Raw genomic sequence first — 22,500 nt, forward strand, 5'->3', positions numbered from 1 at the left:
GGGCGCGGACGGCGAAAATCGTCCCGGGACGGAGGGAATTGTTTGCGCCCAATCTTCTCAAAGCCATGTGGCCGGAATCATTCCGAGCTTGCCGGTCAGAAAAAAGGCCGTCCCCCTTGCGGGAGACGGCCTCGGATCGGCGCGACGCGAAAGGCGCCTACAGTCCGCAGGCGTCCTGCAGGTACTTGAGGCGCAGGTTGCGCGTGACCAGCACCGGGCAGGTCGCGCCCTCCAGCACGCGCGTGACCACGCTGCCCATGATCACGTTCTCCAGGACCGAAAGGCCGCGAGAGCCGATGACGATGAGGTCGCAGTCCAGTTCTTCCTGGACGTTCAGGATGACATAGTCCGGACGGCCGCTGCGGGAGATGAGTTCGACGTCCATGCCGCAGGGTTCGAGCAGCTTTTTGTACTCCTCCAAAAGCGCCATGGACTTCTCGTGGGCATTCTGACGAAGCCGTTCGGCCATCTCGCCGCCGATGGTCATATTGACCGGCTCCCAGATGTTCAGCAGGTATATCTTGGGGTTGCGGGAATTGACCAGATGCGCGCCGTACTTGGCCGCGTTCCTCGACGAATCCGACCCGTCCACCGGGATGAGCACTTTTTCGACTTTGATCATGATTCTCTCTCCATGGCGATCATCACGCCTTTGATTCTTCTGATTAATGGAAGAACAGGAAGTTCATCAAAAGGAAACAGGGGACGAGGATGCCCATGGACCAGGCCATATAGCCGAAGAAACTGGGCATCTTGATGCCGCCGGACTCGGCGATGGACCGGACCATGAAGTTGGGGGCATTGCCGATGTACGTGTTGGCGCCCATGAACACCGCGCCCGCCGAGATGGCCAGCAGGGTGCCCACCTCCGACATGAGGCGCTGCGGGTCGCCGCCCGCCGTGTTGAAGAAGACCAGGTAGGTCGGGGCGTTGTCCAGGAAGCTCGACAGCACGCCCGTCAGCCAGAAGAACATGGTGTGGTTGTCCAGGCCGTCGGCCGTCTTGACCATGGAAATGAGGCCCTGCAGGGCGCCGTCCATGCCCGAGCGGAGGATGGAGATGGCCGGGATCATGGAGATGAAAATACCGGCGAAGAGCTTGGCCACCTCGCGGATGGGCTCCCAGTCAAACTCGTTGCGGCGCCGGATTTCGGGGGCCGTGACCTTGAGGCTCACGCCGGCCAGGACCAGGAGCAGGACGTCGCGCACGATGTTCTGCAGCTCGATGTGCACATGGTAGACCGTCACGCCGCCTTCGGGCTTCCATATGCCGCTCATGAGCACGCCGGCGACCACGCCGCCCAGTAGCAACAGGTTGAAGGTGCCTTCGAGGCGCAATTTGCCATCCTGGCCCGCGTCTGGGGATTCGGGGCGGCCCTCCTTGTTGAAGAGGAAGGTGTCGATGGCAAAGTACAGCACCAGCAGGATGGCCGACAGGACCGCGAAGGGCACGAACATGTGGACCGTGGTCCAGAAGAAGGACACGCCCTTCAGAAAGCCCAGGAACAGCGGCGGGTCGCCGAGCGGCGTGAGGCTGCCGCCGATGTTGGCCACCAGGAAGATGAAAAAGACGATGGTGTGGACCTTGTACCTGCGGTGCGCGATGGCCCGCATGAGGGGCCGGATGAGCAGCATGGCCGCGCCGGTGGTTCCCATCCAGCTCGCCAGCAGCGTGCCGATCAGGAGGATGACCGTGTTGACCTGCGGCTTGCCCACCAGGGAGCCGCGCAGGCACACGCCGCCGGCGATGGTGAAGAGGGAGAAGAGCAGGACGATGAAGGAGATGTATTCGAGAAACAGGGTGTGGGCCACGGAGTACGCGGCCAGTTCGAACCCGTGCACGATGGCGAAGGGCACCAGGAAGGCCAGCCCCCAGAAGGCGGACACCTTGCCGTAGTTGTGGTGCCAGAAATGCGGCACGGCCAGGGGCATGACGGCGATGGACAGGAGCATGCAGGCGAAGGGCACGACCCACACGACGCTCAGCTCCTTGCCGATCTCCTCGGCGGCGTGGTGCAGGTCGCCGCCCGCGGCCAAGGCTTCGGGCAGAATGCCGAGCGTTCCCAGGCCGAGAACGGCCAGGAAGAAAAACCACACTGAACTTTGTCGCATCCGATGTTCTCCTTTTCGGGCCGCCGTAGCGACCCGGGTCGTTTGCGGCGGAGAGCGGAGAGCATCACCTGCGATGCCCTGCCACCACCCTCACCAAGGAAGTGGTCAATACGGCCAGGTCCTGGTCGTCCATGATGAATGGGGGCATCACGTACACCAAACGGCCAAAGGGACGAACCCAGACGCCTTCTTCGACAAAAGCGGTCTGAATTTCGGCCATGCGCACCGGCTCCTTGAGCTCCACCACCCCGATGGCGCCCAGGGTGCGCACGTCCACAGTGTAGGACAAATCGGCGCACGGGGCAAGGCCGTCCGCCAACAAACGCCCGATCCGCGCCACTTGCGCGGCCCAGTCGTTATTTTCCAGCAGGTTGAGGGACGCCCGCGCCACGGCGCAGGCCAGGGGATTGCCCATGAACGTGGGGCCGTGCATGAACACGCCGGGCGAGCCCTCGCACACGCCCTCGGCCACGCGCTCCGTGGCCAGGGCCGCGGCCAGGGTCATGTATCCGCCGGTCAGGGCCTTGCCCAGGCACATGATGTCGGGGCTCACCCCGGCGTGTTCGCAGGCGAAGAGCCTGCCCGTGCGCCCGAAGCCCGTGGCGATCTCGTCGGCGATGAGCAGCACGTCGAAGGCGTCGCACAGCTCGCGCACGCGCCGCAGGTACATGGGATGGTAGAAATGCATGCCGCCCGCGCCCTGAACCACGGGTTCGAGGATGACGGCCGCGATCTCCCGGTGGTGACGCTCCAGGGCCTCGCGCATGGGCCGAATGTCCTCCTCGTCCCACTCGCCGCCGAAACGGCAGCGCGGGCGGGGCACGAACAGGTGGTGCGGCAGGACCTTCGAGAATATCTCATGCATCCCGTTGACAGGATCACACACGCTCATGGCTGCGAAGGTGTCGCCGTGGTATCCGCCGCGGATGGTCAGTAGTCGGCATTTCTCGCTTCGGCCGCGGCAGATCCAGTACTGGAAGGCCATCTTGATGGCCACCTCCACGGCCACGGAGCCCGAATCCGCGAGAAAGACCCGGGTCAGGGGCTCCGGGGTCATCCCGACCAGCTTGCGGCACAACTCCACGGCCGGCTTGTGGGTCAGGCCGCCGAACATGACGTGGGCCATGCGCGTGAGCTGGTCCGTGACGGCCGCGTTGAGCACGGGATGGTTGTAGCCGTGCACGGCCGCCCACCACGAGGACATGCCGTCGATGAGCTCCCGGCCGTCGGCCAGCTTCAGCCGCACGCCCGAGGCCGAGACGACCTGGCGCACGGGCAGGGGCGCTGTCGTGGAGGTGTAGGGGTGCCAGATGTGCCGGCGGTCGAAGTCGAGTATGTCATTGTTCATGGGCGAACCCTGTTTTGGGCTGTTGGCGGGAATTGCGCTTCCGGTCCGCTTGGACTAGCAGCACGTGGACACGAGGAAAAACATGACGACTATCCCCGAGGAATTCAATCTTCAATCCTACGATTTCGACCTGCCCGAGTCCCAGATAGCCCAGGACCCGGCCGAGCGGCGCGGGGCGTCGCGGCTGCTGGTGCTCGACCGCGCCAGCGGCGAGGTGCGCGACTGCATGTTCGCGGACATCGCGCAACTGCTACCCAGGGACGCGCTGCTGGTGGTCAACAACACCAAGGTCCTCCCGGCCCGGCTCATCGGACGCAAGGAGTCGGGCGGCAAGGCGGAGTTCCTGCTTCTCACGCCCCTGTCCCTGATCGAGCCCGAAGCCCGCACCGACGGTTGGAGCACGGCCGAAGTCGAAGGCCTGCTCAAGGCCTCCAAGGGCCCCAGGCCGGGCGAGCGCCTGCATTTCGACGGGCTGGAGCTCCTGGTGCTGGAGAAGGGCGAATTCGGCCGCAGCCGCGTCCGGCTGAACTGGCGCGGCGAACTGGCCGACCATTTCCTGAAGCAGGGGCACATCCCCCTGCCCCCCTACATCCGCCGCGAGGACAAGGGCGAAGACCGCGACCGTTACCAGACCGTCTATTCCCGCGAGGACAAGCTCGGTTCCGTGGCCGCGCCCACGGCCGGGCTGCACTTCACGCCGGAGATCATGGCCGCCCTGGAAGCGCGCGGCATCCGCACGGCCGAAGTCACGCTCTACGTGGGCTACGGCACCTTCAGCCCCGTGCGCTGCGACGACATCCGCGAGCACGTCATGCACGCCGAGTACGCAGAGGTCCCTGAGGAAACCGCAGGGGCCATCGCCAGGGCCAGGGCCGAGGGGAGGCCCGTGGTGGCCGTGGGCACGACCACCACCCGCACCCTCGAGAGCATGGCCTCGCACCTCGGGGGGATCGGTCCCTTCCGGGGCTGGACGGACATATTCATCCGCCCCGGGTACAGCTTCAAGGTGGTGGACCAGCTCATCACCAACTTCCACTTGCCCCGCTCATCCCTAATCATTATGGTCAGCACACTCGCGGGCAGGCGACAGATTATCGATGCCTACAACCACGCGGTGCGGCAGGGCTTCCGCTTTTTTTCCTACGGCGACGCCATGCTCATCCGCTGAACCCGCCAGTCCCGTTCACCATCATCCCCCCGTGGAGGTATTCCATGCCTAGCAGAGTCGAGTTCCGGGAGGACCGCTGCAAGGGCTGCCTGCTCTGCACCGAGGTCTGCCCGACCGGCATCATCCAGCAATCGAGTCGGTTCAACCAGAAGGGGTACAAGGTCGTGGAGATCACCCCCGAAAGGATGAACGAATGCAAGGGCTGCGCGTTCTGCGCCATGATGTGCCCTGATTTCTGCATCAACGTCTTCACGACGAAGCAGGCCAAAGGAGGAAAGAAATGAGCACTCCCAAGCGCATCTTCGTCAAGGGCAACGAGGCCATCTCCCGCGGCGCCCTGGCCGCCGGGATGAAGTGCTTTTTCGGCTACCCCATCACGCCCCAGAACGACATCCCCGAGTTCCTGTCCCAGGCCCTGCCCGAAGCCGGCGGCGAATTCGTGCAGGCCGAGAGCGAAGTGGCCGCGGCCAACATGCTCATGGGCGCGGCGGCCTGCGGCATCCGCTCCATGACCTCCTCGTCGAGCCCGGGCGTGTCCCTCAAGCAGGAGGCCATCTCCTACATGGCCGGCAGCGAGATCCCCGGCGTCATCGTCAACGTCAGCCGCGGCGGACCGGGCCTGGGCGACATCGGCCCGTCCCAGGGCGACTACTTCCAGGCCGTCAAGGGCGGCGGGCACGGCGACTACAAGCTCCTGGTCCTGGCCCCCGGCACGGTGCAGGAAGCCTACGACCTGACCATCAAGGCCTTCGACCTGGCCTTCAAGTACAGAAACCCGGTCATGGTCCTGGCCGACGCCATCATCGGACAGATGAAGGAGCCGGTGGTACCGTGGGTGCCGGAAAACATCGATCCGGCCGAAGGGCAGGACTGGGGCCTGCAGGGCGCCGTGAACCGTCCCCCGCGGCTCATCAAGTCCCTCTTCCTCGACGACGGGGCCCTGGCCGGCCAAAACCTGAAGCTCCAGGCCAAATACCAGACCATGCAGGCCGAGGCGGACCAGGAACTGTTCCTGACCGAGGACGCCGAACTCATCGTCGTGGCCTTCGGCTCCATCGGCCGCATCGCCAAGAGCACCGTGCGCAAGCTGCGCGCCCAGGGCAAGAAGGTCGGCCTGGTGCGGCCCATCACCCTGTTCCCGTTCCCGTCGGACGTGCTGCTTGGCCTGGCCAAGCAGGGCAAGCGCTTCCTGACCATCGAGCACAACATGGGTCAGATGGTCGAGGACGTGCGACTGGCCATTCGCACCGTGGCGGACTCGGCGTTCCACGCCCAGCTTCCGGGCAACCTGCCGACGCCGGACGATTTCGAAGAACCCATCTTGAAGGCGCTGGAGGGCTGAGCATGACCCAGGAAATTCGCGTCACCAACTACCCCGAGGTCCTCACCGACCGGCCGACCCACTACTGCCCCGGCTGTCACCACGGCACGGCGCACCGCCTGGTGGCCGAGGCCATCACCGATCTGGGCCTGGTGGACAAAAGCATCCTCATCGGCTCCATCGGCTGTTCGGTCTTCATCTACAACTACCTGTCGCTGGACGCCATCGAGTCGCCCCACGGCCGCGCCCCGGCGGTGGCCACAGGCGTCAAGCGCGCCCGGCCGGACAAGATCGTCTTCACCTACCAGGGCGACGGCGACCTGGCCTCCATCGGCATGGCCGAGATCATGCACTGCGCCAACCGCGGCGAGAACATCACCACGATCTTCGTCAACAACACGGTCTACGGCATGACCGGCGGCCAGATGGCCCCGACCACCCTGGTCGGCCAGAAGACCACCACCTGCCCCGGCGGCCGCTGCCGCGAGAACGAGGGCATGCCCATCCGCATGACCGAGATCATCGCCTCCCTGGGCGGCGTGGCCTACGCCGAACGCGTGGCCGTGAACAACGTCAAGAACATCATGAAGGCCAAGAAGGCCGTGGCCAAGGCCTTCGAGTACCAGACGAAGGAAATCGGCTTCTCCTTCGTGGAGATCCTGGCCACCTGCCCGACCAACTGGCACATGACGCCGCTGCAGGCCAACAAGCGCGTGGAAACGGAAATGATCCCCTACTTCCCCCTGGGCAACTTCAAGGACGTGCTGGCAAAGGAGGAGAAATGAGCATTTACCAGGATGCAATCATCGCCGGGTTCGGCGGCCAGGGCGTCATGCTCATCGGCAATCTCCTGGCCTACGCGGGCATGGATGCGGGCCTCAACGTGACCTACATCCCGGTCTACGGCCCCGAGATGCGCGGCGGCACGGCCAACTGCACCGTCGTTGTCTCCGACGACGTCATCGGTTCGCCCATCATCCGCTCGCCCGTGAGCCTCATCATCATGAACGGCCCGTCCCTGGACAAGTTCCAGCCGAGGCTGCAGGACGGCGGGACGCTCATTCTCAACTCGTCCCTCATCGACCCGGCCAAGACCGAAAAGGACAGGGTCAAGGTCTACGCCGTGCCCGTCAACGAGATCGCCGACGGCCTGGGCAACGCCCGCATGGCCAACATGGTGGCCATCGGGGCCTACGTGCAGGCCACGGGCGTCCTGCCGGTCAAGCAGGTTCAGGACAGCCTCGAGTCGGTCATCTCGGCCCACTACAGCCACATGATCCCCAAGAACGCGGCGGCCATCCAGGCCGGCGCGGACTACGTCATCGCCAACGGCCAGTACAAGTAGCACCCCCGGGGCCCTCGCGGCCCCGGCTTTTTTGTCCTCGCGGCCCCGTCTCTCCACCCGAACCGCCCGAGGTGCGACATGCTTCTTCTCGGCATCATCGGCCACCCCCTCTCCCATACCCTGAGCCCCGTCCTGCACAACTGGGCCTTTCGCGAACTGGGCATCCAGGCCTCCTACCACGTCTGGGACACCCCCCCGGAAAAGCTCCCGGCCTTCATGGCCGCCCTGCGCACCCTGCCCATCCACGGGGCGAGCGTGACCATCCCCCACAAGGAACCGGTCATGCCCCTCGTGGACAGGCTGACGGCCAACGCGCGGGAGATCGGCGCCGTCAACACCCTGTACTGGGAGGACGGGAAGCTGTGGGGCGAAAACACCGACGTCACGGGCTTCATGGCCCCGCTTCTGGAGCGCGGCACGCCTCCCGGCACGGTCCTGGTCCTGGGTGCGGGCGGTGCGGCCCGTGCGGCGGTCTGCGGCCTGCACCGGGCAGGGTGGAAGGTCCTGCTCTCGGCCCGCACGGGCACCAGGGCCGACAGGCTGGCCAACTCCTTCCAGGCCGAACACGTGCCGTGGAGCGAACGACACGAGGTGCGGCCGGACCTGCTGGTCAACACCACGCCCCTGGGCATGTCGGGCCCCTTCCAGGGCCTCTCGCCGTGGAAAGGCCCCCTTGCCGGCGTGTCCCTGGTCTACGACCTGGTCTACAACCCGCGGGAGACCCCGCTGCTGCTCCAGGCCGCGCGCGAAGGCGTGGACGTCGTGCACGGCCTGCCCATGTTCGTGCACCAGGCCCTGGCCCAGTTCGAGCTCTGGACCGGCCGGCGCTTTCCGCTGCCGCAGGCCATGGTCCTCTTGGAGGAAACCCTGGCGGCCAGGGGCAAGGCGTGATCCGCTGCCCCTGGGTCGACCCGGCCAAGCCCGACTACGTCCGCTACCACGACGAGGAGTGGGGCGTCCCGGTCCGCGACGACCGCACGCTGTTTGAATACTTGGTCCTCGAGTCCGCCCAGGCCGGGCTTTCCTGGTACACGGTGCTGCGCAAGCGCGAGGGCTACCGGGCGGCCTTCGCCGGATTCGACCCGCAGGCCGTGGCCGGCTTCACGCCGGCCGAGGTGGAGCGGCTCATGACGGACCCCGGCATCATCCGCAACCGCCGCAAGATCGAGGCCGCCATCGGCAACGCCCGCGCCTTCCTGCGGGTGCGGGAGAGCTTCGGTTCCTTCGCCGAGTACCTGTGGCGGTTCGTGGACGGACGTCCCATTGTTCACACCCTGCGCACCCTGACCGACTATCCCGTGACCATCGCCCAGTCCGACGCCCTGGCCAGGGACCTCAAATCCAGGGGCTTCGCCTTTCTCGGCCCCACGACCTGCTACGCCTTCATGCAGGCCACCGGCCTGGTCAACGACCACAGCCTCGACTGCTTCCGCCGGAGCGAACTGCTGGAAACTTCCGCAGGATCGTGAGGCCTCAGGCGGCGATCAAGCGCTCGCCACGCGCGGCGAATCAAAGTTATGTCTGGCTTTGCCGGGAAAAATCGTATAATTTCCACACAGTTTCTTTTCCCCCGAGCCGGCGGGACAGTGCCGGCAAACTCCATGGAGGGATGCGGCATGAGCTTCACCGAACTGCGCAAATTCGTCGCCCCTGAAACGATCTTCGGCGTCGGCGCCCTGCTCGTAGCCGGGCAGTACGCCAGCAAGTTCGGCATGATGCGGCCGCTCGTGGTGACCGACCCCGGGATTGTTGAGGCGGGCTGGGCCGGCAAGGTCATAGAGAGCCTGGCTGCCTTCGATATCGAAGGGGTCCTGTTCTCCGCGGTCTCGCCGAACCCCAGGGCCGAGGAAGTCATGGCTGGGGCCATGACGTACATGGAGCACGGCTGCGACGGCCTGGTGGCCGTGGGCGGCGGCAGCCCCATGGACTGCGCCAAGGGCATCGGCATCGTGGTCTCCAACGGCGGCCACATCCTGGATTACGAGGGCGTGGACAAGATCATCGTGCCCATGCCGCCGCTCATCGGCATCCCGACCACGGCCGGCACCTCGGCCGACGTGTCGCAGTTCGCCATCATCAACGACACCGAGCGCAAGACCAAGATCGCCATCATCAGCAAGACCATCATCCCCGATGTGGCGCTCATCGATCCTCAGACCCTGACCACCAAGAGCCCCTACCTCGTGGCCTGCACCGGCATGGACGCCCTGGTCCACGCCATCGAGGCCTTCGTCTCCAGCGCCCATTCGCCCATGAGCGACCTGCACGCCCTGGAGGCCATCCGGCTTGTGACGAGCAGCCTCCTGGCATCCCTGCAGAACCCCGGCGACATGGAACTGCGCGCCAAGACCATGCTCGGCAGCATGCAGGCCGGCCTGGCCTTCTCCAATGCCAGCCTCGGAGCGGTCCACGCCATGGCCCACAGTCTGGGCGGCTACAAGGACCTGCCCCACGGCGAATGCAACGCCATGCTCCTGCCCCACGTCATCGACTTCAACTTCCCGGCGGCGCCCGAGCGCTTCAGAATCATCGCAGAGGCTATGGGCATCGACTGCCGCGGGCTGAACAACAAGGAGGTCAGAACGCGCCTCCTCCACGCCATGATCGAGCTGCGCAACGCCGTCGGCATCCGCCAGCATCTTGGGCAGAAGGGAATCCGCACCGGCGACATCCCCGTGCTCTCCGCCAAAGCCGTGCTCGACCCGTGCCTGGTCACCAACCCCAAGACAGCCACCACCCGCGACATCCAAGTCATCTATGAAGAAGCGACCTGACGAGCCGGCGAGCGACACGACGTCCCTGCGCGACAAGATAGTCGGCCTGAGCGAGTCCTCGGGCCGAAAGAGCTATTATCCCATGCTGCAGCAGAAGATCCGGGAGCTGCAGAACGAGATCTCCGAAAGGTGGCGCGCTGAAAACACCCTGCGGCAGACTCTGGCGCGCATCAGCCGCCAGCAGGCCGTCATGGCCGAGATTTCTACGGACCCCAACGTGTTCCACGGGCGGTTGCGGGACGCGGCCCCCATGATCACCGTCAAGATGAGCCATGCCCTGGAGGTCAGCCGGACGGCACTCTGGATCAGGCAGGGAGAACGGTTCATCTGCCTGGACAAATTCGATGCCCGCTACGACGCCCACAGTTCCGGCCAGATCCTCAGGCTCGAGGAGTTCCCGACGTACCATGCGGCCATAGTCCGGGAAGTCGTAGCCGTGGACAACGTGCACACGGATCCCCGGACCATGGCCTTCGCCTCGTCCTACCTCGCTCCCCACGGCATCGAGTCCATGCTCGACGTGCCCGTGCAGATCGAAGGCGAAATCGCCGGCATCATCTCCTTCGAACACACCGCAAGTCCCCGCGCCTGGCAGCCCGACGAGATCACCTTCGCCGGCCGCGTCGCCGACCAGGTGGCGCTGATCATGGAGAACAAACGCAGGCGCATGGCCGAGGAGCGGCTCAGGGAGGCCCACGCCGAACTGACCAGGAACTTCCGTTTCACGGAAGTTCTCCTCGACGCCATCCCCATCCCCCTGTTCTACAAGGACTCGAGCCTGCGCTATCTCGGCTGCAACCGCGCCTTCACCGAGGTCATGGGCATAAGCCGCGAGGAGCTGCAAGGAAAGACCACACGGGACCTATGGCCGGACCTTTCACCCACATATGAGGAAAACGACCACTCCCTGCTGCGCGGCGCGCCCAGAAGCACATACGAGGCCAAGGTCCGCGGCAAGGACGGACAGCTGCGCGAGGTCATCTTCGCCAAGCAGGTCTTTTTCGACGAGCGCAACCGCACGGACGGCATCATCGGCTCCTTCGTGGACATCACGGAGCGCATCCGCTCGGAAAAGGAATCGCAGCGTCTGCGGACACTGCTGTCGAACATCATCAACTCCATGCCGTCCATGCTCATCGGCGTGGACGCCGACGGCCGCATCGCACAATGGAACCAGCAGGCAGCCAGCGTGACGGGCGTCTCCGAAGAAGAGGCCCGCGGCAAGCCCCTCGGGGAGATCGTGCCGTGGCTCGAACCGGAGATGCGCAGAATCCGTCAGTCCATCGCCGACAAGAAGCCCTTTTTCGAGGGGAAACTGCGCAGAATCGTGGACGGGGAGACGCATTTCGAGGACGTGACCATCTATCCCCTCATCAGCAACGGCGTGGAGGGCGCGGTCATCCGCATCGACGACGTGACGGACAAAGTCCGCATCGAGGACGTGCTGGTCCAGTCGGAAAAGATGCTCTCCGTCGGCGGGCTTGCCGCCGGCATGGCGCACGAGATCAACAATCCGCTGGCATCCATCATGGGCAACGCGCAGGTCCTGGAGACGCGCCTGACCCATCCCCTGCCGCAGAACGCTGCCGCGGCCCAGGAAGCAGGCATCTCAATGGAGGCCCTGCGCACCTACCTGGAGTTGCGGGGAATTCCGAAAATGCTCCTGTCCATCCGCAGCTCCGGGGCCCAGGCGGCGCAGATCGTCAGCAACATGCTCAGCTTCAGCCGCAAGAGCGACGCGACCCTTGTCCCGGAGGACATCACCGCCATCGTGGACAAGACCCTGGAACTGGCCAGTACGGACTATAACCTGAAAAAGAACTACGACTTCAAGAAAATACAGATCATCAGAGAGTACGAACCGGACCTGCCCAGAATTCTGGGTTCCGTGAGCAAGCTGCAGCAGGTCTTCCTGAATCTGTTCCGGAACGGAGCCGAGGCCATGGGGGAGAAGAGATATCCCGGAGGGCAGGGACCACGCTTCACCCTGCGGGCGCGGAACAACCCGCCCTGGGTGCGGATCGAACTGGAGGACAACGGACCGGGACTCGAAGAACCGGTACGCAAGCGCATCTTCGAGCCGTTCTTCACCACCAAGCCCGTGGACAAGGGCACAGGCCTCGGCCTGTCCGTGTCCTATTTCATCGTCACCGAGGACCACGCCGGCGTGATGAGCGTGCAGACGGCCCTGGGCGAATGGACACGCTTCATCATCGACCTGCCCGTCGCACCACCCGCGAAATAAAAACGGCAGGCCCGAGGGTCTGCCGCAATCTGACGCATGAACGACCGCAGAGATTAGCGGGAATAGACCTTGAGCTGGTCGCCGGGCCGGATATGGGTGTTGGCCGCCAGCTTGTTCCAGCTGAGCAGATCCTGCGCGCTCACGCCGAAACGCTTGGCGATGGACCACAAGGTATCGCCCTGCCGAACCTGGTAGCTGACGAGATCCTTGCGCACGGTATCCGCCTGGGCCTGGGCCTTTTTGGTCTCCGCGCGGCCCGCATCGGGTACGAACAGCTTCTGGCCGACCTTGAGGGTCGTTGAGCCGCGCAACCCGTTGGCCTGCAGCAGGGTCGAGGGATCCGCCTCGAACTGCTTGGCGATGGACCATACCGTATCGCCCTGGCGGACCACATAGTTGGCCCGCTTCGAAGCCCACATCTTCGTCTCCGCCACGGCAGGAGCCTCTTCGCCCGACGACTGGCCGGGCACGCGCAACACCTGCCCCACGCTCAGTTTCCTGACCGTGTTGGCCTTCTGCAGATCCTTGACCGGCACGTTGAACTTCTTGGCCACACCCCACCAAGTATCGCCGGGCTGCACCCTGTGGCTGGCGTACTCCGTGCGTTTGACGATGACCGGCTTCTTCAGGAACTCCTGGGCCTGGGCCACGAGATGGCCGGGCACCGCGATCTGTATGGTCCGCGTGGGCGGAGCCTCCTGCTTGCGCAGGGCGGGGTTCAGCTCCCGGAAGGACTTCCAGTCTACGCCGATGCTTCGGGCCATGGCCTGTAGATCCGTACCCGGCGCGGCCTTCAGCTTTGAGGGCGTCGCGGTCCGCCTGTCGAGATCGAGGGGCTCAAAGCCCAGCTTCTCCAGGTTCCTGGCCACTTTGACTAGGGCGAGAAACTTGGGAACGTACAGTTTCGTTTCCTGCTTCAGGTCGTCGGAGGCCTCGCACAGGGAAAAGTAGTCCTCGCTTCCGGTCTTCTTCAAGGCCCGACCGACCGCACCCTCGCCGGCATTGTACGCCGCCAGGGCCAAAGGCCAGTCCCCGAACTCCGCATACAGCTTCTTCAGGTACGCGATGGCCGCCTCGGTGGCCATGTACGGGTCGCGCCGCTCGTCCACCCAACTGTCCACGGTCAGCCCGTATATCCGGCCGGTCTGGGGCATGAACTGCCAGATGCCGCCGGCGCCGGCCGAAGAGACGGCAAAGGGGTTGAACCCGCTCTCGGCGAAGGGCAGGTAGATGAGGTCCTCGGGGAGGCCTTCGGCCAGAAAACGCGCCCTGATGTGCGGCAGGTAGTTCTGGGCCCGCTTGAGCCACCCCTCCATGGTCCCCCGGTGGGTGTGGGCGTAGTAGTGAAAATAGCGCTGGACTTCCGCATTATCATCGGTATCCAAGGCGACAGGAAAGGACATCTGCGCATCGAGGATGCTTTTTTCCTCGGCGGACAGCACGCTGTCCGCGGGGAGGTCCTCCCGGCCCTGCAGAACATCGACGTACTCGGAGTCCTCGTCCTGGGCGGAAGCTTCCTGGGTTGCGTTGCCGGAGTCGGCGGATGCGTCCGCTCCCTCTCCGGCGTCCTGCGCCGTCACGTCCACACCCGGTCCGACAGAGGCCGGGTTCTGGGCCTGCTTGGCGGGCATACACCCGGCAAGAGCCAGCAGGACGGCGAGCAGGATCACTCGTATATCGACTGTCAAAACAATCTCCTGGTCAAATGTTGGCCCCTGGGACGCGAAAAATCCGTCCCAGCGAGATCGAGCATTTTGCCCTGCTACAGAAAAAAACCCGAAATTGCAAACCCGCCAGCCCGGCTCATCACGGATCAGCACATGAACGACAATCCCGACCTCAGAAGCCACCTGACCCCCGGCCGCAAGCCGGTTCTCGAACTTCTCCGCTCACGGCCCGAGGCCCTCGACACGGTCTTTCTGGACGAGGACGCACCGGGACTCGGCGACGTCCTCGGTCAATGCAGGGAGGCCGGCGTGCGCTTCCGCAAGGTCCGGCGCGCCGAACTGGACCGCATGTTCCCCGGCAACCACCAGGGCGTGGTCGGCCGCCTGCGAGGACGGCAGCTCGTGGATCTGGACGCCCTCATCGCCGAAACCGGCCGCTGCCCCTTTCCCCTCATCCTGGCTCTCGATCAGGTCCAGGACCCCGGCAACGTCGGCACTCTTGCCCGCACCCTGCTCGCCCTGGGCGGAGCCGGCCTTCTTTTTCCGCGCGACCGCACGGCCTTCATCGGCCCGGCCGCGGCCAAGGCGGCGGCAGGAGCCCTGGACCGGCTGCCCCTGTGCCAGGTGGTCAACCTGGCCCGAGCCCTGGACGCCTGCGCCGAGGCGGGGCTGACGATCTACGGCTCCGCCGCCGGACCGGCGAGTACGGACCTCTTCACGGCCAGGCTCGATTTCCCGGCAGTGCTGGTGCTCGGCAACGAGGACAAGGGAATGCGCCCGAACGTGGGCAAGCGCTGCGCGGCCATGCTCTCCATCCCCATGCGGGGCGGGTTCGATTCCCTGAACGTGGCCCAGGCGGGGGCCATGATCATGACGGAGATGCTGCGCCGCAGAAGCTGAATGCGGGAGACTACTTGATGTACTGCGGGAAGTTCAGGAACACGTCCTGGGTGAAGGTGATCATCTTGTCCATGATCCAGGGGAAGGAGATGAGCAGCGCCACGAAGACGGCGATGATCTTGGGCACGAAGGTCAGCGTCATCTCCTGAATCTGGGTCGCGGCCTGCAGGATGCTGACCAGCACGCCGACCCCCAGGCCCACGCCCAGCATGGGCAGGGAGATGGCCAGGGTCAATTCGATGGACTGCCGCGCGAAACCTATCACGAATTCGGGGGTCATGGGTTCACTCCTTGACTCGGGCTAGACGAAACTGTTGACGAGGGAGCCGACGAGCAGGTTCCAGCCGTCGACCATGACGAAGAGCAGGATCTTGAACGGCAGGGACACCATGACCGGCGGCAGCATCATCATGCCCATGGACAGCAGGATGCTCGCCACGACCATGTCGAGGATCAGGAACGGGATGTAGATCAGAAACCCGATCTGGAAGCCCGTCTTGAGCTCGCTGATGACGTAGGCCGGAACGAGGACCATGGTCGGGACGTCTTCCTTGCTCTTGGGCCGCTCCAGGCCCGTGATGGAAAAGAACACGGACAGGTCCTTCTCGCGTGTATGCTTGAACAGGAACGTCCTGAGGGGCGTCTCGGCTCGGCCGATGGCCACGTCGTACCCGATCTCCTCCTTCAGGTAGGGTTGCAGGGCCGTATCGTTGATGGTCCTTCCCGTGGGCATCATGATGACCACGGTCATGAAGATGGCCAGGGAGGCCAGAACCTGGTTCGGCGGCATCTGCTGCGTGCCCATGGCCTGCCGCAGGAAATGGAAGACGATGATGATGCGGGTGAAGGACGTGACCGTCAGCACGATGGCCGGGGCCAGGGACAGGACCGTCAGCAGGGCCATGACCTCCAGGGCCACAGCCACCTTCTGGGGCTCGGCCTGGGCGCTGGACAGGGACAGGGACAGGGACGGGACGCTCGGGACCTGCTGGGCCAGGGCCGCCAGGGGGAAAAGCAGAAAAAGACTAGGAAGAAGGATCCTGGCCGCTTTCACGCTCCAGTGCTGTCTGAAAATCCGGGGTGGGGTCATGGTCTGCCTTGTGCTCCGCGATCAGGTTGATGCCGGCGTCGGTCACGCCCAGCACCAGAAGCCTATTCAAGAAGCGGACCACCACCAGCTGTTTGCGCGGACCAAGGGCCACGCGTTCCTCGACCCGCAGGGAGCCCGCCCCGCGGCCCTGCAGGCGTGAGGCCAGCCCGAAGCGCTTGAGGAGCGCAAAAGCCAGAAAAATGAGCCCGAGGATGAGCAGCAGCGCCGCGGCCATCTTCACGGCGGCCAGCCCCAGCCCGGCGCCCGCGCCTGTCAGGGTTGCGTTATCCAAGCTGCTTCACCCGCTCGATGGGACTGATGATGTCCGTAAGGCGCACGCCGAACTTCTCGTTGATGACCACGGCCTCGCCGCGCGCCACGAGCTTGCCGTTGACCAGGATCTCCAGGGGTTCGCCGGCCAGCTTGTTCAGTTCGATGACCGATCCCTGCCCGAGCTGCAGCAGTTCGTTGATGAGGAGCTTGGTACTGCCGAGCTGGGCCGAAACCTCCAGCGGGATGTCGAGGATGAAGTCCAGATCCTTGCGCAGGTTGTCGGGTTTGGGCGCTTTGGCCTCGGCCGTCAAATCTTTGTATTCAAAATCCCGACTCTGGGCGGAAAGCTGCTTCTGCTTCTTCTCGCGCTGGATCTTGCCCTCCTCCTCGTCGGCCAAAGCCTTGGCCCACTCCTCGGCCAGGGCTTGGTCCGAGCCGCCCGGCTCCTGCTCCTTGAGGGCCGCGCTCCAGGCGTCGGCAAGATCCTGCTCGCCTCCGCCGGCGGACTCCGCGGTGCTCTGCTCTTCAAGGGCTGCGGCCCACTCCGCCGCCAGTTTGTCCTGATCTTCGACCATACCGTACCCCTAGTAATTGAGTTCCTGTTCCTTGATGACCTTGAAGGCCTTGTTTCCCTTGACAAACCCCGGATGGCCCAAAAATTTGAGCACGCCCTGGATGCGGGCCGTGAGAAGATCGTCCTCGTCCTGATCCAGGAGCAGGATGTCCCCGACCTTGAGATCGAGAAGCTGGCGGCCGGTCATCTGCGTCGTGCCGAAAGTCACGCCCACGTCCACGGGTGTCTCCATGAGCCGGTCCCGGAAGCGGGAAATCCAGGCGTGGTCGATCTCCAGGCGCTCTGTCTGGAAGGCGGCATAGAGCTTGGACCGGAAGCGGGAAATCCAGGCGTGGTCGATCTCCAGGCGCTCTGTCTGGAAGGCGGCATAGAGCTTGGAGCGGATGGGTTCGATGGTCGCGTAGGGCAGGGCCAGGACCATGGAGCCCAGGGCGTTCTCCAGCTCCACCTCGAAGGAGATGACCACGACCACGTCGCTGGGCGGGACGATGGTCGCGAACTGCGGATTGATCTCCGAGCGCAGGAGTTCGATGCTGACCTCATGCACCGGCCGCCAGGCGTCCTCCAGGTTGGCCAGGATGATCTTGACCACCTTGACGATGATGGACTGCTCGATGGGCGTGAAGTCGCGCCCCTCGATCTTGGGCTGGCTGCCCGCCCCGCCGAAGAAGTTCTCGACCAGGGAGAAGACCAGGCGCGTGTCGACCACCAGCAGGGCGTTGCCGCGCAGGGGGTCGATCTTGAAGATGTTGATGCTCGTTGGCACGGGCAGGGAACGCATGAAGTCCCCGAACTTGGACATGTCGATGGAGATGGGGTTCACGTCCACCCGCTTGCGCATGGTGTTGGCCAGGGCGCTGGTGCACAGGCGCGAGAAGCGGTCGTTGATGATCTCGAGCACCGGCATGCGGCCGCGGATGATGCGGTCCTGGTTGGCCAGGTCGAAGGACACGACGCCGCTCTGATCCTCGACGACCTCCTCCTCGGTCTCGATCTCCCCGCCCGAGATGCCCCGCAACAGGGCATCGACCTCGTCCTGGTTCAGGATCTTGCTCATAGACTTCCCGCAGGCCCTACTGGACCACGAATTCCGTGAAATAGACGTTGCGCACCTTGCCCTTGCCCAGAATCTGGTTCAGGCGCTCAACGATCTGGTTCTTGAGTTCGATCTTGCGATCCATGCTGCTGATCTCCTCGAAGGTCTTGCTCGACAGCAGGAGCAACAGTGTGTCCTTGACCTTGGGCATGGCCGCGGTCAGTGCGGCCGCGGCCGCGGCATCGGCCACTTCCACGTCCATGGTGGTCTTCAGGTAGCGCCGCCCCATGGGATCGGACAGGTTGACCACGAAGGCGTCGAGAGTGACCAGCTGGCCGCCTGTTGCGGGCGCCGCGGCTTCCTTCTTCTCCCCTTCGGCCTTGCCTGCCGCGGCCGTCTCACCTTCGGCCGACGCTTCGTGCCCGGCCGCCGCGTCTCCCGCCAGCTTGGGCTGCAGATAGAACTTCCAGGCCGCAAACCCGCCGCCGCCCAGCACGCCCAGCACCAGAACCAGGATGATGATCAGCTTGAGCTTTCCGCCCTTTTTCTTGGCTTCCTTTTCCGGGGCCTGCGCTTTTTTGTCGGCCATTTGTTCCTCCTTCGTCGTTCATGCGAAAACCGGGCCTAAAGATACGTTCTGCCTGTGGTTTTCAGCAATATTTCCACGCGTCTGTTCCTGGCCCGGCCTTCGGGCGTGGCGTTGTCGCCCAAAGGAAAGGCCTCGCCATAGGCGGAAACCGAAAACCGTCCGGGATCGAAACCCGTCTGCAGAAAGACGCCGAGCACGGCCATGGCCCTTTCCGCAGACAAGGTGTAGTTGTCCTTGGTTGTTCCGGGCACGTTGTCCGTATACCCGGCCACGTTGACCGGCATGGTCGTCGTGGCCAGAAATCTGGCGAACTCGGCCAGCAGCTTGCGGCTGCCTTCGCTGAGTTCGCTCCCGCCGGTTTCAAAGAGCAGCCCGTCGGACAGCACCAGGGCCAGCCCTTCGGGCCTCGCCAGGATCTGAAGATTGGCGTTCAGGGTGCTTCTGGACATGCCCTCGGGCAGGACCTCATCGGGAAAAAGCAGGTCCTTGATACGCTGCGGATTCTCCAGCACGTCGGCCGGATTCTCGATGGCCATCTGCACGAGGGTGAAGCGCGTCGGAATCCTGCCTGCGCCCTTCTTCGGGGCCAGGCCCATGTCGCCCGCGAAATTCGAGACCACGTCGCGTAGCACTGACCTGTCCATGGAGGACATGGACAGGAGCAGCACGAAGAAGGCCAGCAGGAGGGTGACCATGTCCGCGAAGGTGACCATCCAGGCCGCTCCCGGCGCCAGGCTCCGGTAGGGTTTGCGCTTGAGGGCCATCTCAGGGCTTCCCCGGCAGGTCGAAGCGGAAGAGGAAATCGTCCACGCTGAAGCTGTCCTTCACGCGCGCCTTCTCTTCCTCCAGCGCCTTCTGCGCGGCCAGTTCGGCGCTCCAACTGCCGATGCGGTGATCCAGCGTGAGCTCCACCCTCCGGTTGGCCTGCCTGCCTTCACGGCTGTCCCCGCCGACACGCGGCCGAAAGCGCCCGTAGGCTTCCAGGCGCAGCTTGTCCTGCGGGATGCCGGCTTCGAGGAAATAGCGGTACACGGCCACAACCCGGGCCAGAGAGAGTTCCCAGGAGAAATCGACCTTGACCCACGGTTTGGGCAGATAATCCGGCCCGTATTCGTCCATGCCTTCGGCGGTGTGCCCCGACAGCCCCATGGGGTACGCGCTCGCGGCCACCACGGGCAGGACCTTGGCCAGCAGGGCGCGCCCATGCTCGGTCAATTCGGCCGTCCCGGGCGCGAACAGGGCCGCGGCGTCCATGGACAGGCGCTGGATGAACCGGTTGGACTCGAAGCGCAGATCCTTGTCCGGGTCTTCCTGCAGCCGCTCCTTGACCGGCGAAAGGTCGTGAAAAACATTGATCGGACCGGGATCGACGCGCGTACGGGTGTCGGAGATGGTCAGGTCGTCCAGGCTGGGGGCGCCCGTCCCGAAGGTGCCGGAAACCGAGCCAAGCGCCACCTTGCGCTTGTAGACGTCCGTCATGGAGGCCATGGACACCAGCACGATGAAAAACGTCATCATCAGGGTGACCATGTCCGAAAAGGTGATCATCCAGGACGGGAGCCCGGAGTCGGGTTCCTGGCGCTTTTCCCTGCGTTTGAGCATGGCGTTCCCCGGCCGTCCTTCAGGGTCTGAACCTGCGCTCCTTGGGCGGCAGGTAGCTGTTCATCTTCTCTTCGAGGATGCGCGGGTTCTCGCCCCGCGAGATGGACATGATCCCCTCGACGATCATGGTCCGCACCAGGACTTCTTCCCGGCTGCGGGCCCGGAGCTTGCCGGCCATGGGGTTGAAGACGAGATTGGCCAGAATCGCCCCGTAGAACGTGGTCAGCAGGGCCACGGCCATGGCCGGCCCGATGGTGCTGGGGTCGTTCATGCGCTTGAGCATGAGCACCAGGCCAATGATGGTGCCGACCATGCCCATGCCCGGGGCCAGGCTCCCGAACGTCTGCAGGATCTCCGCGCCCTTGAGGTGGCGCTCTTCCAGGCAGGCGATCTCGGTCTCCAGAATCTCCTGGATGAGCTGGGGGTCGAGACCGTCGACGGTCAGCTGCAGGCCCTTGCGCAGAAAGTCGTCGGGAATGCTCTTGAGATGCGCCTCCAGGGACAGAATGCCCTCGCGCCGCACGCGCGTGGCGTAGTCCGTGAACTGGGCGATGAGCTCCCCGGGCTCCTGGGCCTTGGAGGTGAAGGTCTTGCCCATGATGCGCGCCACGCCGAGCACGCTCTCCAGCGGGTACGTCACCAGCACCGCGCCGAGGGTGCCGCCGAAGACGATGAGGACCGAGGAGAAATCGAAGAAGAGCATGAAGTCCCGGCCCAAGGCGGCGATGACCAGCCCGAAGGCAACCAGGATTCCGATGATGGTGGCCAGATCCATAAGACAAGCTTCCCCTTTGGCCGTTAGTTCGTGTCGCGTTCCCCGAATATCCGCGTGCCGATGCGCACCAGCGTGGCCCCTTCCTCGATTGCGGCCTCGAAATCTCCGGTCATGCCCATGGACAAGTCCGGGAGCGGGAGCCCGAAGCCTGCGCGCAGGGACTCGGCCAGGCCGCGCAGGCGCGCGAACCAGGGGCGCGCCCGCTCCGGGTCGTCGAAGAACGGAGGCATGAGCATGAGCCCACGCCACTGCAGATGCGCCGAGCCCGCCAGGAACTCCGCCAGCGGCGGCAAATCCCCTTCGAGGATGCCGCTCTTCCGGCTCTCGCCGGCCAGATTGACCTGCACGAGCACGTCCTGGACCAGGTCCATGGCCCGGGCCCTGTCATGCAACGAACGAGCCAGCTTCAGGGAATCTACGCCGTGGATCAGACTGAAACGCCCCACCACGTTCCTGGCCTTGTTCGTCTGCAGATGACCGATGAAGTGCCATGAAATTTCCGGGGGCAGGACGGCCATCTTGGCCTCGGCCTCCTGCACGTAGTTCTCCCCGAACTCACGCTGGCCCGCCTCGTACAGGGCCCTCACGGCATCGGCGGGATGCAGCTTGGACACGGCCACGAGGCGCACGTCACCCGCCTCGCGCCCGGCCGTACGGGCCGCCGCGGCCATGCGCTCCAGCACTTCGCACCACCTCTGCCTCATCTCCGCCGCTTCCATGCCCGCCCTCCTCAGGACCCCAGGCCCAGGGAGATCATGAACTGGCCGTCCTCGGTCCAGCCCTCGCGGACCTTGACCCACAGTTCCAGGTGGACCTTGCCGCCCAGCAGACCCTTGATCTCCTGACGGGCCAGCTGGCCGACCTTCTTGAGGTTCTGCCCCTGCCGACCGACGATCATGCCCTTGTGACTGTTTTTTGACGTATAGATCGTGGCCGAGATCATGGTCATGTTCTCTTCAGGGATTTCCTCCCAACTCTCGATCTCCACGGCCACGTTGTAGGGCAATTCCTGTTCGAGGCCCAGAAAAAGCTTCTCGCGAATGATCTCCGAAGCCAGGAAGCGCACCGAGGCCGTGCTCAGCTGGTCCTCGGGGAAGAGCGGCGGACTGAACGGCAGGAACTCGCGGATGATCTTCAGCAGCGTCTCCAGGCCCTCGCCGGTCCTGGCCGAGACGGGGACGAGTTCGACGCCCGGCCAAAGGGCGGCGCAGTCGGCCAGCAGGCCCAGCAGGCGTTCCTTTGGCTTGATCTGGTCGACCTTGTTCAGGGCCACGGCCATGGGCACGCCCAGGGTACCGAGCTTGGCGGCCATGGGCCGCAGGTCGCGTTCGAGGGCCTTTGCGTTGCCCGCGTACTTGGAGCCGTCGAGGAACAGCACCACGCCGTTGGCCTCCTGCACCGCGCCCCAGGCCGCGTCGACCAGGAAGCGGTTCAGCTTGCCACGGGCGGCGTGGATGCCGGGCGTGTCCAGAAAGACGATCTGCTCCTCGGCCGTGGTGCGGATGCCGGTGATGCTCGTGCGGGTGGTCTGGGGCTTGGGCGAGACGATGGCGATCTTCTCTCCCAGGACGGCGTTCAGAAAGGTGGACTTCCCGGCGTTGGGGGGCCCGATGAGGGCGATGAAGCCGGCTTTGTATGTGCTTTGCGTCATTTCCATGCAATCTTTGTAAAAGGATATTGCC

At 64.6% G+C, this 22,500-nt stretch carries 25 protein-coding genes; 10 read left to right on the top strand and 15 right to left on the bottom strand.

Features of this window, described 5'->3' with window-relative positions:
* Window positions 1-157: 157 nt before the first annotated feature.
* The 3 genes from G394_RS0104180 to bioA form a co-directional block, all read right to left on the bottom strand.
* On the bottom strand, window positions 158-622 hold the full coding sequence (locus G394_RS0104180; RefSeq protein ID WP_028576579.1) for a universal stress protein: 465 nt from the start codon (window positions 620-622) through the stop codon (window positions 158-160).
* Window positions 623-665: 43 nt separating this feature from the next.
* Window positions 666-2,111 carry a sodium:proton antiporter gene (locus G394_RS0104185; RefSeq protein WP_043774679.1) on the bottom strand — a complete coding sequence of 482 codons (1,446 nt, stop codon included), beginning with the start codon at window positions 2,109-2,111 and terminating at the stop codon, window positions 666-668.
* Between the two features lie 64 nt (window positions 2,112-2,175).
* The gene (gene bioA, locus G394_RS0104190; protein ID WP_028576581.1) at window positions 2,176-3,459 is read right to left on the bottom strand and encodes an adenosylmethionine--8-amino-7-oxononanoate transaminase; all 1,284 of its coding nucleotides are present in this window, start codon (window positions 3,457-3,459) and stop codon (window positions 2,176-2,178) included.
* Between the two features lie 82 nt (window positions 3,460-3,541).
* Here bioA and queA point away from each other — a divergent pair, with 82 nt between their 5' ends.
* From queA to G394_RS20005, 9 genes are all read left to right on the top strand, one after another.
* Window positions 3,542-4,627: a tRNA preQ1(34) S-adenosylmethionine ribosyltransferase-isomerase QueA gene (queA, locus tag G394_RS0104195; protein WP_028576582.1), complete on the top strand. Its 1,086-nt coding sequence runs from the start codon at window positions 3,542-3,544 to the stop codon at window positions 4,625-4,627.
* A 44-nt stretch (window positions 4,628-4,671) separates the two neighbouring features.
* A complete protein-coding gene (locus tag G394_RS0104200; RefSeq protein WP_028576583.1) occupies window positions 4,672-4,911 on the top strand; it encodes a 4Fe-4S dicluster domain-containing protein in 240 nt (79 codons plus the stop codon).
* Entirely contained in the window at window positions 4,908-5,969 is a 1,062-nt protein-coding gene (locus G394_RS0104205) for a 3-methyl-2-oxobutanoate dehydrogenase subunit VorB (RefSeq protein WP_028576584.1), read from the top strand. Before G394_RS0104200 ends, G394_RS0104205 begins: the two co-directional genes overlap by 4 nt.
* A 2-nt stretch (window positions 5,970-5,971) precedes the next feature.
* The gene (locus tag G394_RS0104210) at window positions 5,972-6,733 is read left to right on the top strand and encodes a thiamine pyrophosphate-dependent enzyme (protein WP_028576585.1); all 762 of its coding nucleotides are present in this window, start codon (window positions 5,972-5,974) and stop codon (window positions 6,731-6,733) included.
* Complete coding sequence (locus G394_RS0104215; RefSeq protein WP_028576586.1) at window positions 6,730-7,293, top strand: 2-oxoacid:ferredoxin oxidoreductase subunit gamma family protein; 564 nt, start codon at window positions 6,730-6,732, stop codon at window positions 7,291-7,293. The genes G394_RS0104210 and G394_RS0104215 overlap by 4 nt, the downstream gene beginning before the upstream one ends.
* Before the next feature lie 78 nt (window positions 7,294-7,371).
* Window positions 7,372-8,184 carry a shikimate dehydrogenase gene (gene aroE / locus G394_RS0104220; protein ID WP_028576587.1) on the top strand — a complete coding sequence of 271 codons (813 nt, stop codon included), beginning with the start codon at window positions 7,372-7,374 and terminating at the stop codon, window positions 8,182-8,184.
* On the top strand, window positions 8,181-8,762 hold the full coding sequence (locus tag G394_RS0104225) for a DNA-3-methyladenine glycosylase I (RefSeq protein ID WP_028576588.1): 582 nt from the start codon (window positions 8,181-8,183) through the stop codon (window positions 8,760-8,762). Before aroE ends, G394_RS0104225 begins: the two co-directional genes overlap by 4 nt.
* A 147-nt stretch (window positions 8,763-8,909) precedes the next feature.
* On the top strand, window positions 8,910-10,067 hold the full coding sequence (ercA, locus tag G394_RS0104230) for an alcohol dehydrogenase-like regulatory protein ErcA (protein WP_028576589.1): 1,158 nt from the start codon (window positions 8,910-8,912) through the stop codon (window positions 10,065-10,067).
* A complete protein-coding gene (locus G394_RS20005; protein ID WP_051306935.1) occupies window positions 10,051-12,312 on the top strand; it encodes a PAS domain-containing protein in 2,262 nt (753 codons plus the stop codon). Before ercA ends, G394_RS20005 begins: the two co-directional genes overlap by 17 nt.
* A 53-nt stretch (window positions 12,313-12,365) precedes the next feature.
* Here G394_RS20005 and G394_RS0104240 read toward each other — a convergent pair whose 3' ends face one another.
* Entirely contained in the window at window positions 12,366-14,000 is a 1,635-nt protein-coding gene (locus G394_RS0104240) for a LysM peptidoglycan-binding domain-containing protein (protein ID WP_156902428.1), read from the bottom strand.
* Between the two features lie 132 nt (window positions 14,001-14,132).
* Between G394_RS0104240 and G394_RS0104245 the strand changes: the two genes are divergently transcribed.
* Window positions 14,133-14,879 (top strand): TrmH family RNA methyltransferase, encoded by a 747-nt coding sequence (locus G394_RS0104245; RefSeq protein WP_028576591.1) that lies wholly within the window; start codon window positions 14,133-14,135, stop codon window positions 14,877-14,879.
* A gap of 10 nt (window positions 14,880-14,889) precedes the next feature.
* On the opposite strand, the gene fliQ is transcribed toward G394_RS0104245, so the two are convergent.
* The 11 genes from fliQ to era are packed head-to-tail and all read right to left on the bottom strand — an operon-like array spanning window position 14,890 to window position 22,469.
* Window positions 14,890-15,159 (bottom strand): flagellar biosynthesis protein FliQ, encoded by a 270-nt coding sequence (gene fliQ / locus G394_RS0104250; RefSeq protein WP_028576592.1) that lies wholly within the window; start codon window positions 15,157-15,159, stop codon window positions 14,890-14,892.
* Between the two features lie 21 nt (window positions 15,160-15,180).
* A complete protein-coding gene (gene fliP, locus G394_RS0104255) occupies window positions 15,181-15,969 on the bottom strand; it encodes a flagellar type III secretion system pore protein FliP (protein WP_084435303.1) in 789 nt (262 codons plus the stop codon).
* Window positions 15,905-16,261 carry a flagellar biosynthetic protein FliO gene (fliO, locus tag G394_RS0104260; RefSeq protein ID WP_156902430.1) on the bottom strand — a complete coding sequence of 119 codons (357 nt, stop codon included), beginning with the start codon at window positions 16,259-16,261 and terminating at the stop codon, window positions 15,905-15,907. The genes fliP and fliO overlap by 65 nt, the downstream gene beginning before the upstream one ends.
* The gene (gene fliN, locus G394_RS0104265) at window positions 16,254-16,817 is read right to left on the bottom strand and encodes a flagellar motor switch protein FliN (protein WP_028576595.1); all 564 of its coding nucleotides are present in this window, start codon (window positions 16,815-16,817) and stop codon (window positions 16,254-16,256) included. Before fliN ends, fliO begins: the two co-directional genes overlap by 8 nt.
* A 9-nt stretch (window positions 16,818-16,826) precedes the next feature.
* A complete protein-coding gene (fliM, locus tag G394_RS0104270; protein WP_028576596.1) occupies window positions 16,827-17,873 on the bottom strand; it encodes a flagellar motor switch protein FliM in 1,047 nt (348 codons plus the stop codon).
* 16 nt (window positions 17,874-17,889) lie between these two features.
* Entirely contained in the window at window positions 17,890-18,441 is a 552-nt protein-coding gene (locus G394_RS0104275; protein ID WP_028576597.1) for a flagellar basal body-associated FliL family protein, read from the bottom strand.
* 35 nt (window positions 18,442-18,476) lie between these two features.
* Window positions 18,477-19,205, bottom strand: a complete 729-nt coding sequence (locus G394_RS0104280; RefSeq protein WP_051306937.1) for an OmpA/MotB family protein — start codon at window positions 19,203-19,205, stop codon at window positions 18,477-18,479.
* Between the two features lies 1 nt (window position 19,206).
* Window positions 19,207-20,043, bottom strand: a complete 837-nt coding sequence (locus G394_RS17920) for an OmpA/MotB family protein (RefSeq protein WP_043774685.1) — start codon at window positions 20,041-20,043, stop codon at window positions 19,207-19,209.
* A 19-nt stretch (window positions 20,044-20,062) separates the two neighbouring features.
* Window positions 20,063-20,818, bottom strand: coding sequence for a motility protein A (locus tag G394_RS0104290; RefSeq protein ID WP_028576599.1), 756 nt, complete (start codon window positions 20,816-20,818; stop codon window positions 20,063-20,065).
* A 23-nt stretch (window positions 20,819-20,841) separates the two neighbouring features.
* Complete coding sequence (locus tag G394_RS0104295; RefSeq protein WP_028576600.1) at window positions 20,842-21,537, bottom strand: YggS family pyridoxal phosphate-dependent enzyme; 696 nt, start codon at window positions 21,535-21,537, stop codon at window positions 20,842-20,844.
* Between the two features lie 11 nt (window positions 21,538-21,548).
* Complete coding sequence (era, locus tag G394_RS0104300) at window positions 21,549-22,469, bottom strand: GTPase Era (protein ID WP_028576601.1); 921 nt, start codon at window positions 22,467-22,469, stop codon at window positions 21,549-21,551.
* Window positions 22,470-22,500 lie beyond the last annotated feature (31 nt).

The sequence above is a fragment of the Desulfomicrobium escambiense DSM 10707 genome, from assembly GCF_000428825.1.
GTDB classification, from domain to species: domain Bacteria; phylum Desulfobacterota; class Desulfovibrionia; order Desulfovibrionales; family Desulfomicrobiaceae; genus Desulfomicrobium; species Desulfomicrobium escambiense.

Excerpts from the sequence above, each read along its gene's own strand:
- bioA (WP_028576581.1), bottom strand. The coding sequence starts at position 3,459 with ATGAACAATGACATACTCGACTTCGACCGCCGGCACATCTGGCACCCC.
- G394_RS0104200 (WP_028576583.1), top strand. The coding sequence starts at position 4,672 with ATGCCTAGCAGAGTCGAGTTCCGGGAGGACCGCTGCAAGGGCTGCCTG.
- G394_RS0104275 (WP_028576597.1), bottom strand. The coding sequence starts at position 18,441 with ATGGCCGACAAAAAAGCGCAGGCCCCGGAAAAGGAAGCCAAGAAAAAG.
- G394_RS0104185 (WP_043774679.1), bottom strand. The coding sequence starts at position 2,111 with ATGCGACAAAGTTCAGTGTGGTTTTTCTTCCTGGCCGTTCTCGGCCTG.
- G394_RS0104295 (WP_028576600.1), bottom strand. The coding sequence starts at position 21,537 with ATGGAAGCGGCGGAGATGAGGCAGAGGTGGTGCGAAGTGCTGGAGCGC.
- G394_RS17920 (WP_043774685.1), bottom strand. The coding sequence starts at position 20,043 with ATGCTCAAACGCAGGGAAAAGCGCCAGGAACCCGACTCCGGGCTCCCG.
- era (WP_028576601.1), bottom strand. The coding sequence starts at position 22,469 with ATGACGCAAAGCACATACAAAGCCGGCTTCATCGCCCTCATCGGGCCC.
- G394_RS0104210 (WP_028576585.1), top strand. The coding sequence starts at position 5,972 with ATGACCCAGGAAATTCGCGTCACCAACTACCCCGAGGTCCTCACCGAC.
- G394_RS0104180 (WP_028576579.1), bottom strand. The coding sequence starts at position 622 with ATGATCAAAGTCGAAAAAGTGCTCATCCCGGTGGACGGGTCGGATTCG.
- ercA (WP_028576589.1), top strand. The coding sequence starts at position 8,910 with ATGAGCTTCACCGAACTGCGCAAATTCGTCGCCCCTGAAACGATCTTC.
- G394_RS0104205 (WP_028576584.1), top strand. The coding sequence starts at position 4,908 with ATGAGCACTCCCAAGCGCATCTTCGTCAAGGGCAACGAGGCCATCTCC.
- G394_RS20005 (WP_051306935.1), top strand. The coding sequence starts at position 10,051 with ATGAAGAAGCGACCTGACGAGCCGGCGAGCGACACGACGTCCCTGCGC.
- G394_RS0104215 (WP_028576586.1), top strand. The coding sequence starts at position 6,730 with ATGAGCATTTACCAGGATGCAATCATCGCCGGGTTCGGCGGCCAGGGC.
- aroE (WP_028576587.1), top strand. The coding sequence starts at position 7,372 with ATGCTTCTTCTCGGCATCATCGGCCACCCCCTCTCCCATACCCTGAGC.
- G394_RS0104290 (WP_028576599.1), bottom strand. The coding sequence starts at position 20,818 with ATGGATCTGGCCACCATCATCGGAATCCTGGTTGCCTTCGGGCTGGTC.
- queA (WP_028576582.1), top strand. The coding sequence starts at position 3,542 with ATGACGACTATCCCCGAGGAATTCAATCTTCAATCCTACGATTTCGAC.
- fliM (WP_028576596.1), bottom strand. The coding sequence starts at position 17,873 with ATGAGCAAGATCCTGAACCAGGACGAGGTCGATGCCCTGTTGCGGGGC.
- G394_RS0104280 (WP_051306937.1), bottom strand. The coding sequence starts at position 19,205 with ATGGCCCTCAAGCGCAAACCCTACCGGAGCCTGGCGCCGGGAGCGGCC.
- G394_RS0104245 (WP_028576591.1), top strand. The coding sequence starts at position 14,133 with ATGAACGACAATCCCGACCTCAGAAGCCACCTGACCCCCGGCCGCAAG.
- fliP (WP_084435303.1), bottom strand. The coding sequence starts at position 15,969 with ATGACCCCACCCCGGATTTTCAGACAGCACTGGAGCGTGAAAGCGGCC.
- fliN (WP_028576595.1), bottom strand. The coding sequence starts at position 16,817 with ATGGTCGAAGATCAGGACAAACTGGCGGCGGAGTGGGCCGCAGCCCTT.
- fliQ (WP_028576592.1), bottom strand. The coding sequence starts at position 15,159 with ATGACCCCCGAATTCGTGATAGGTTTCGCGCGGCAGTCCATCGAATTG.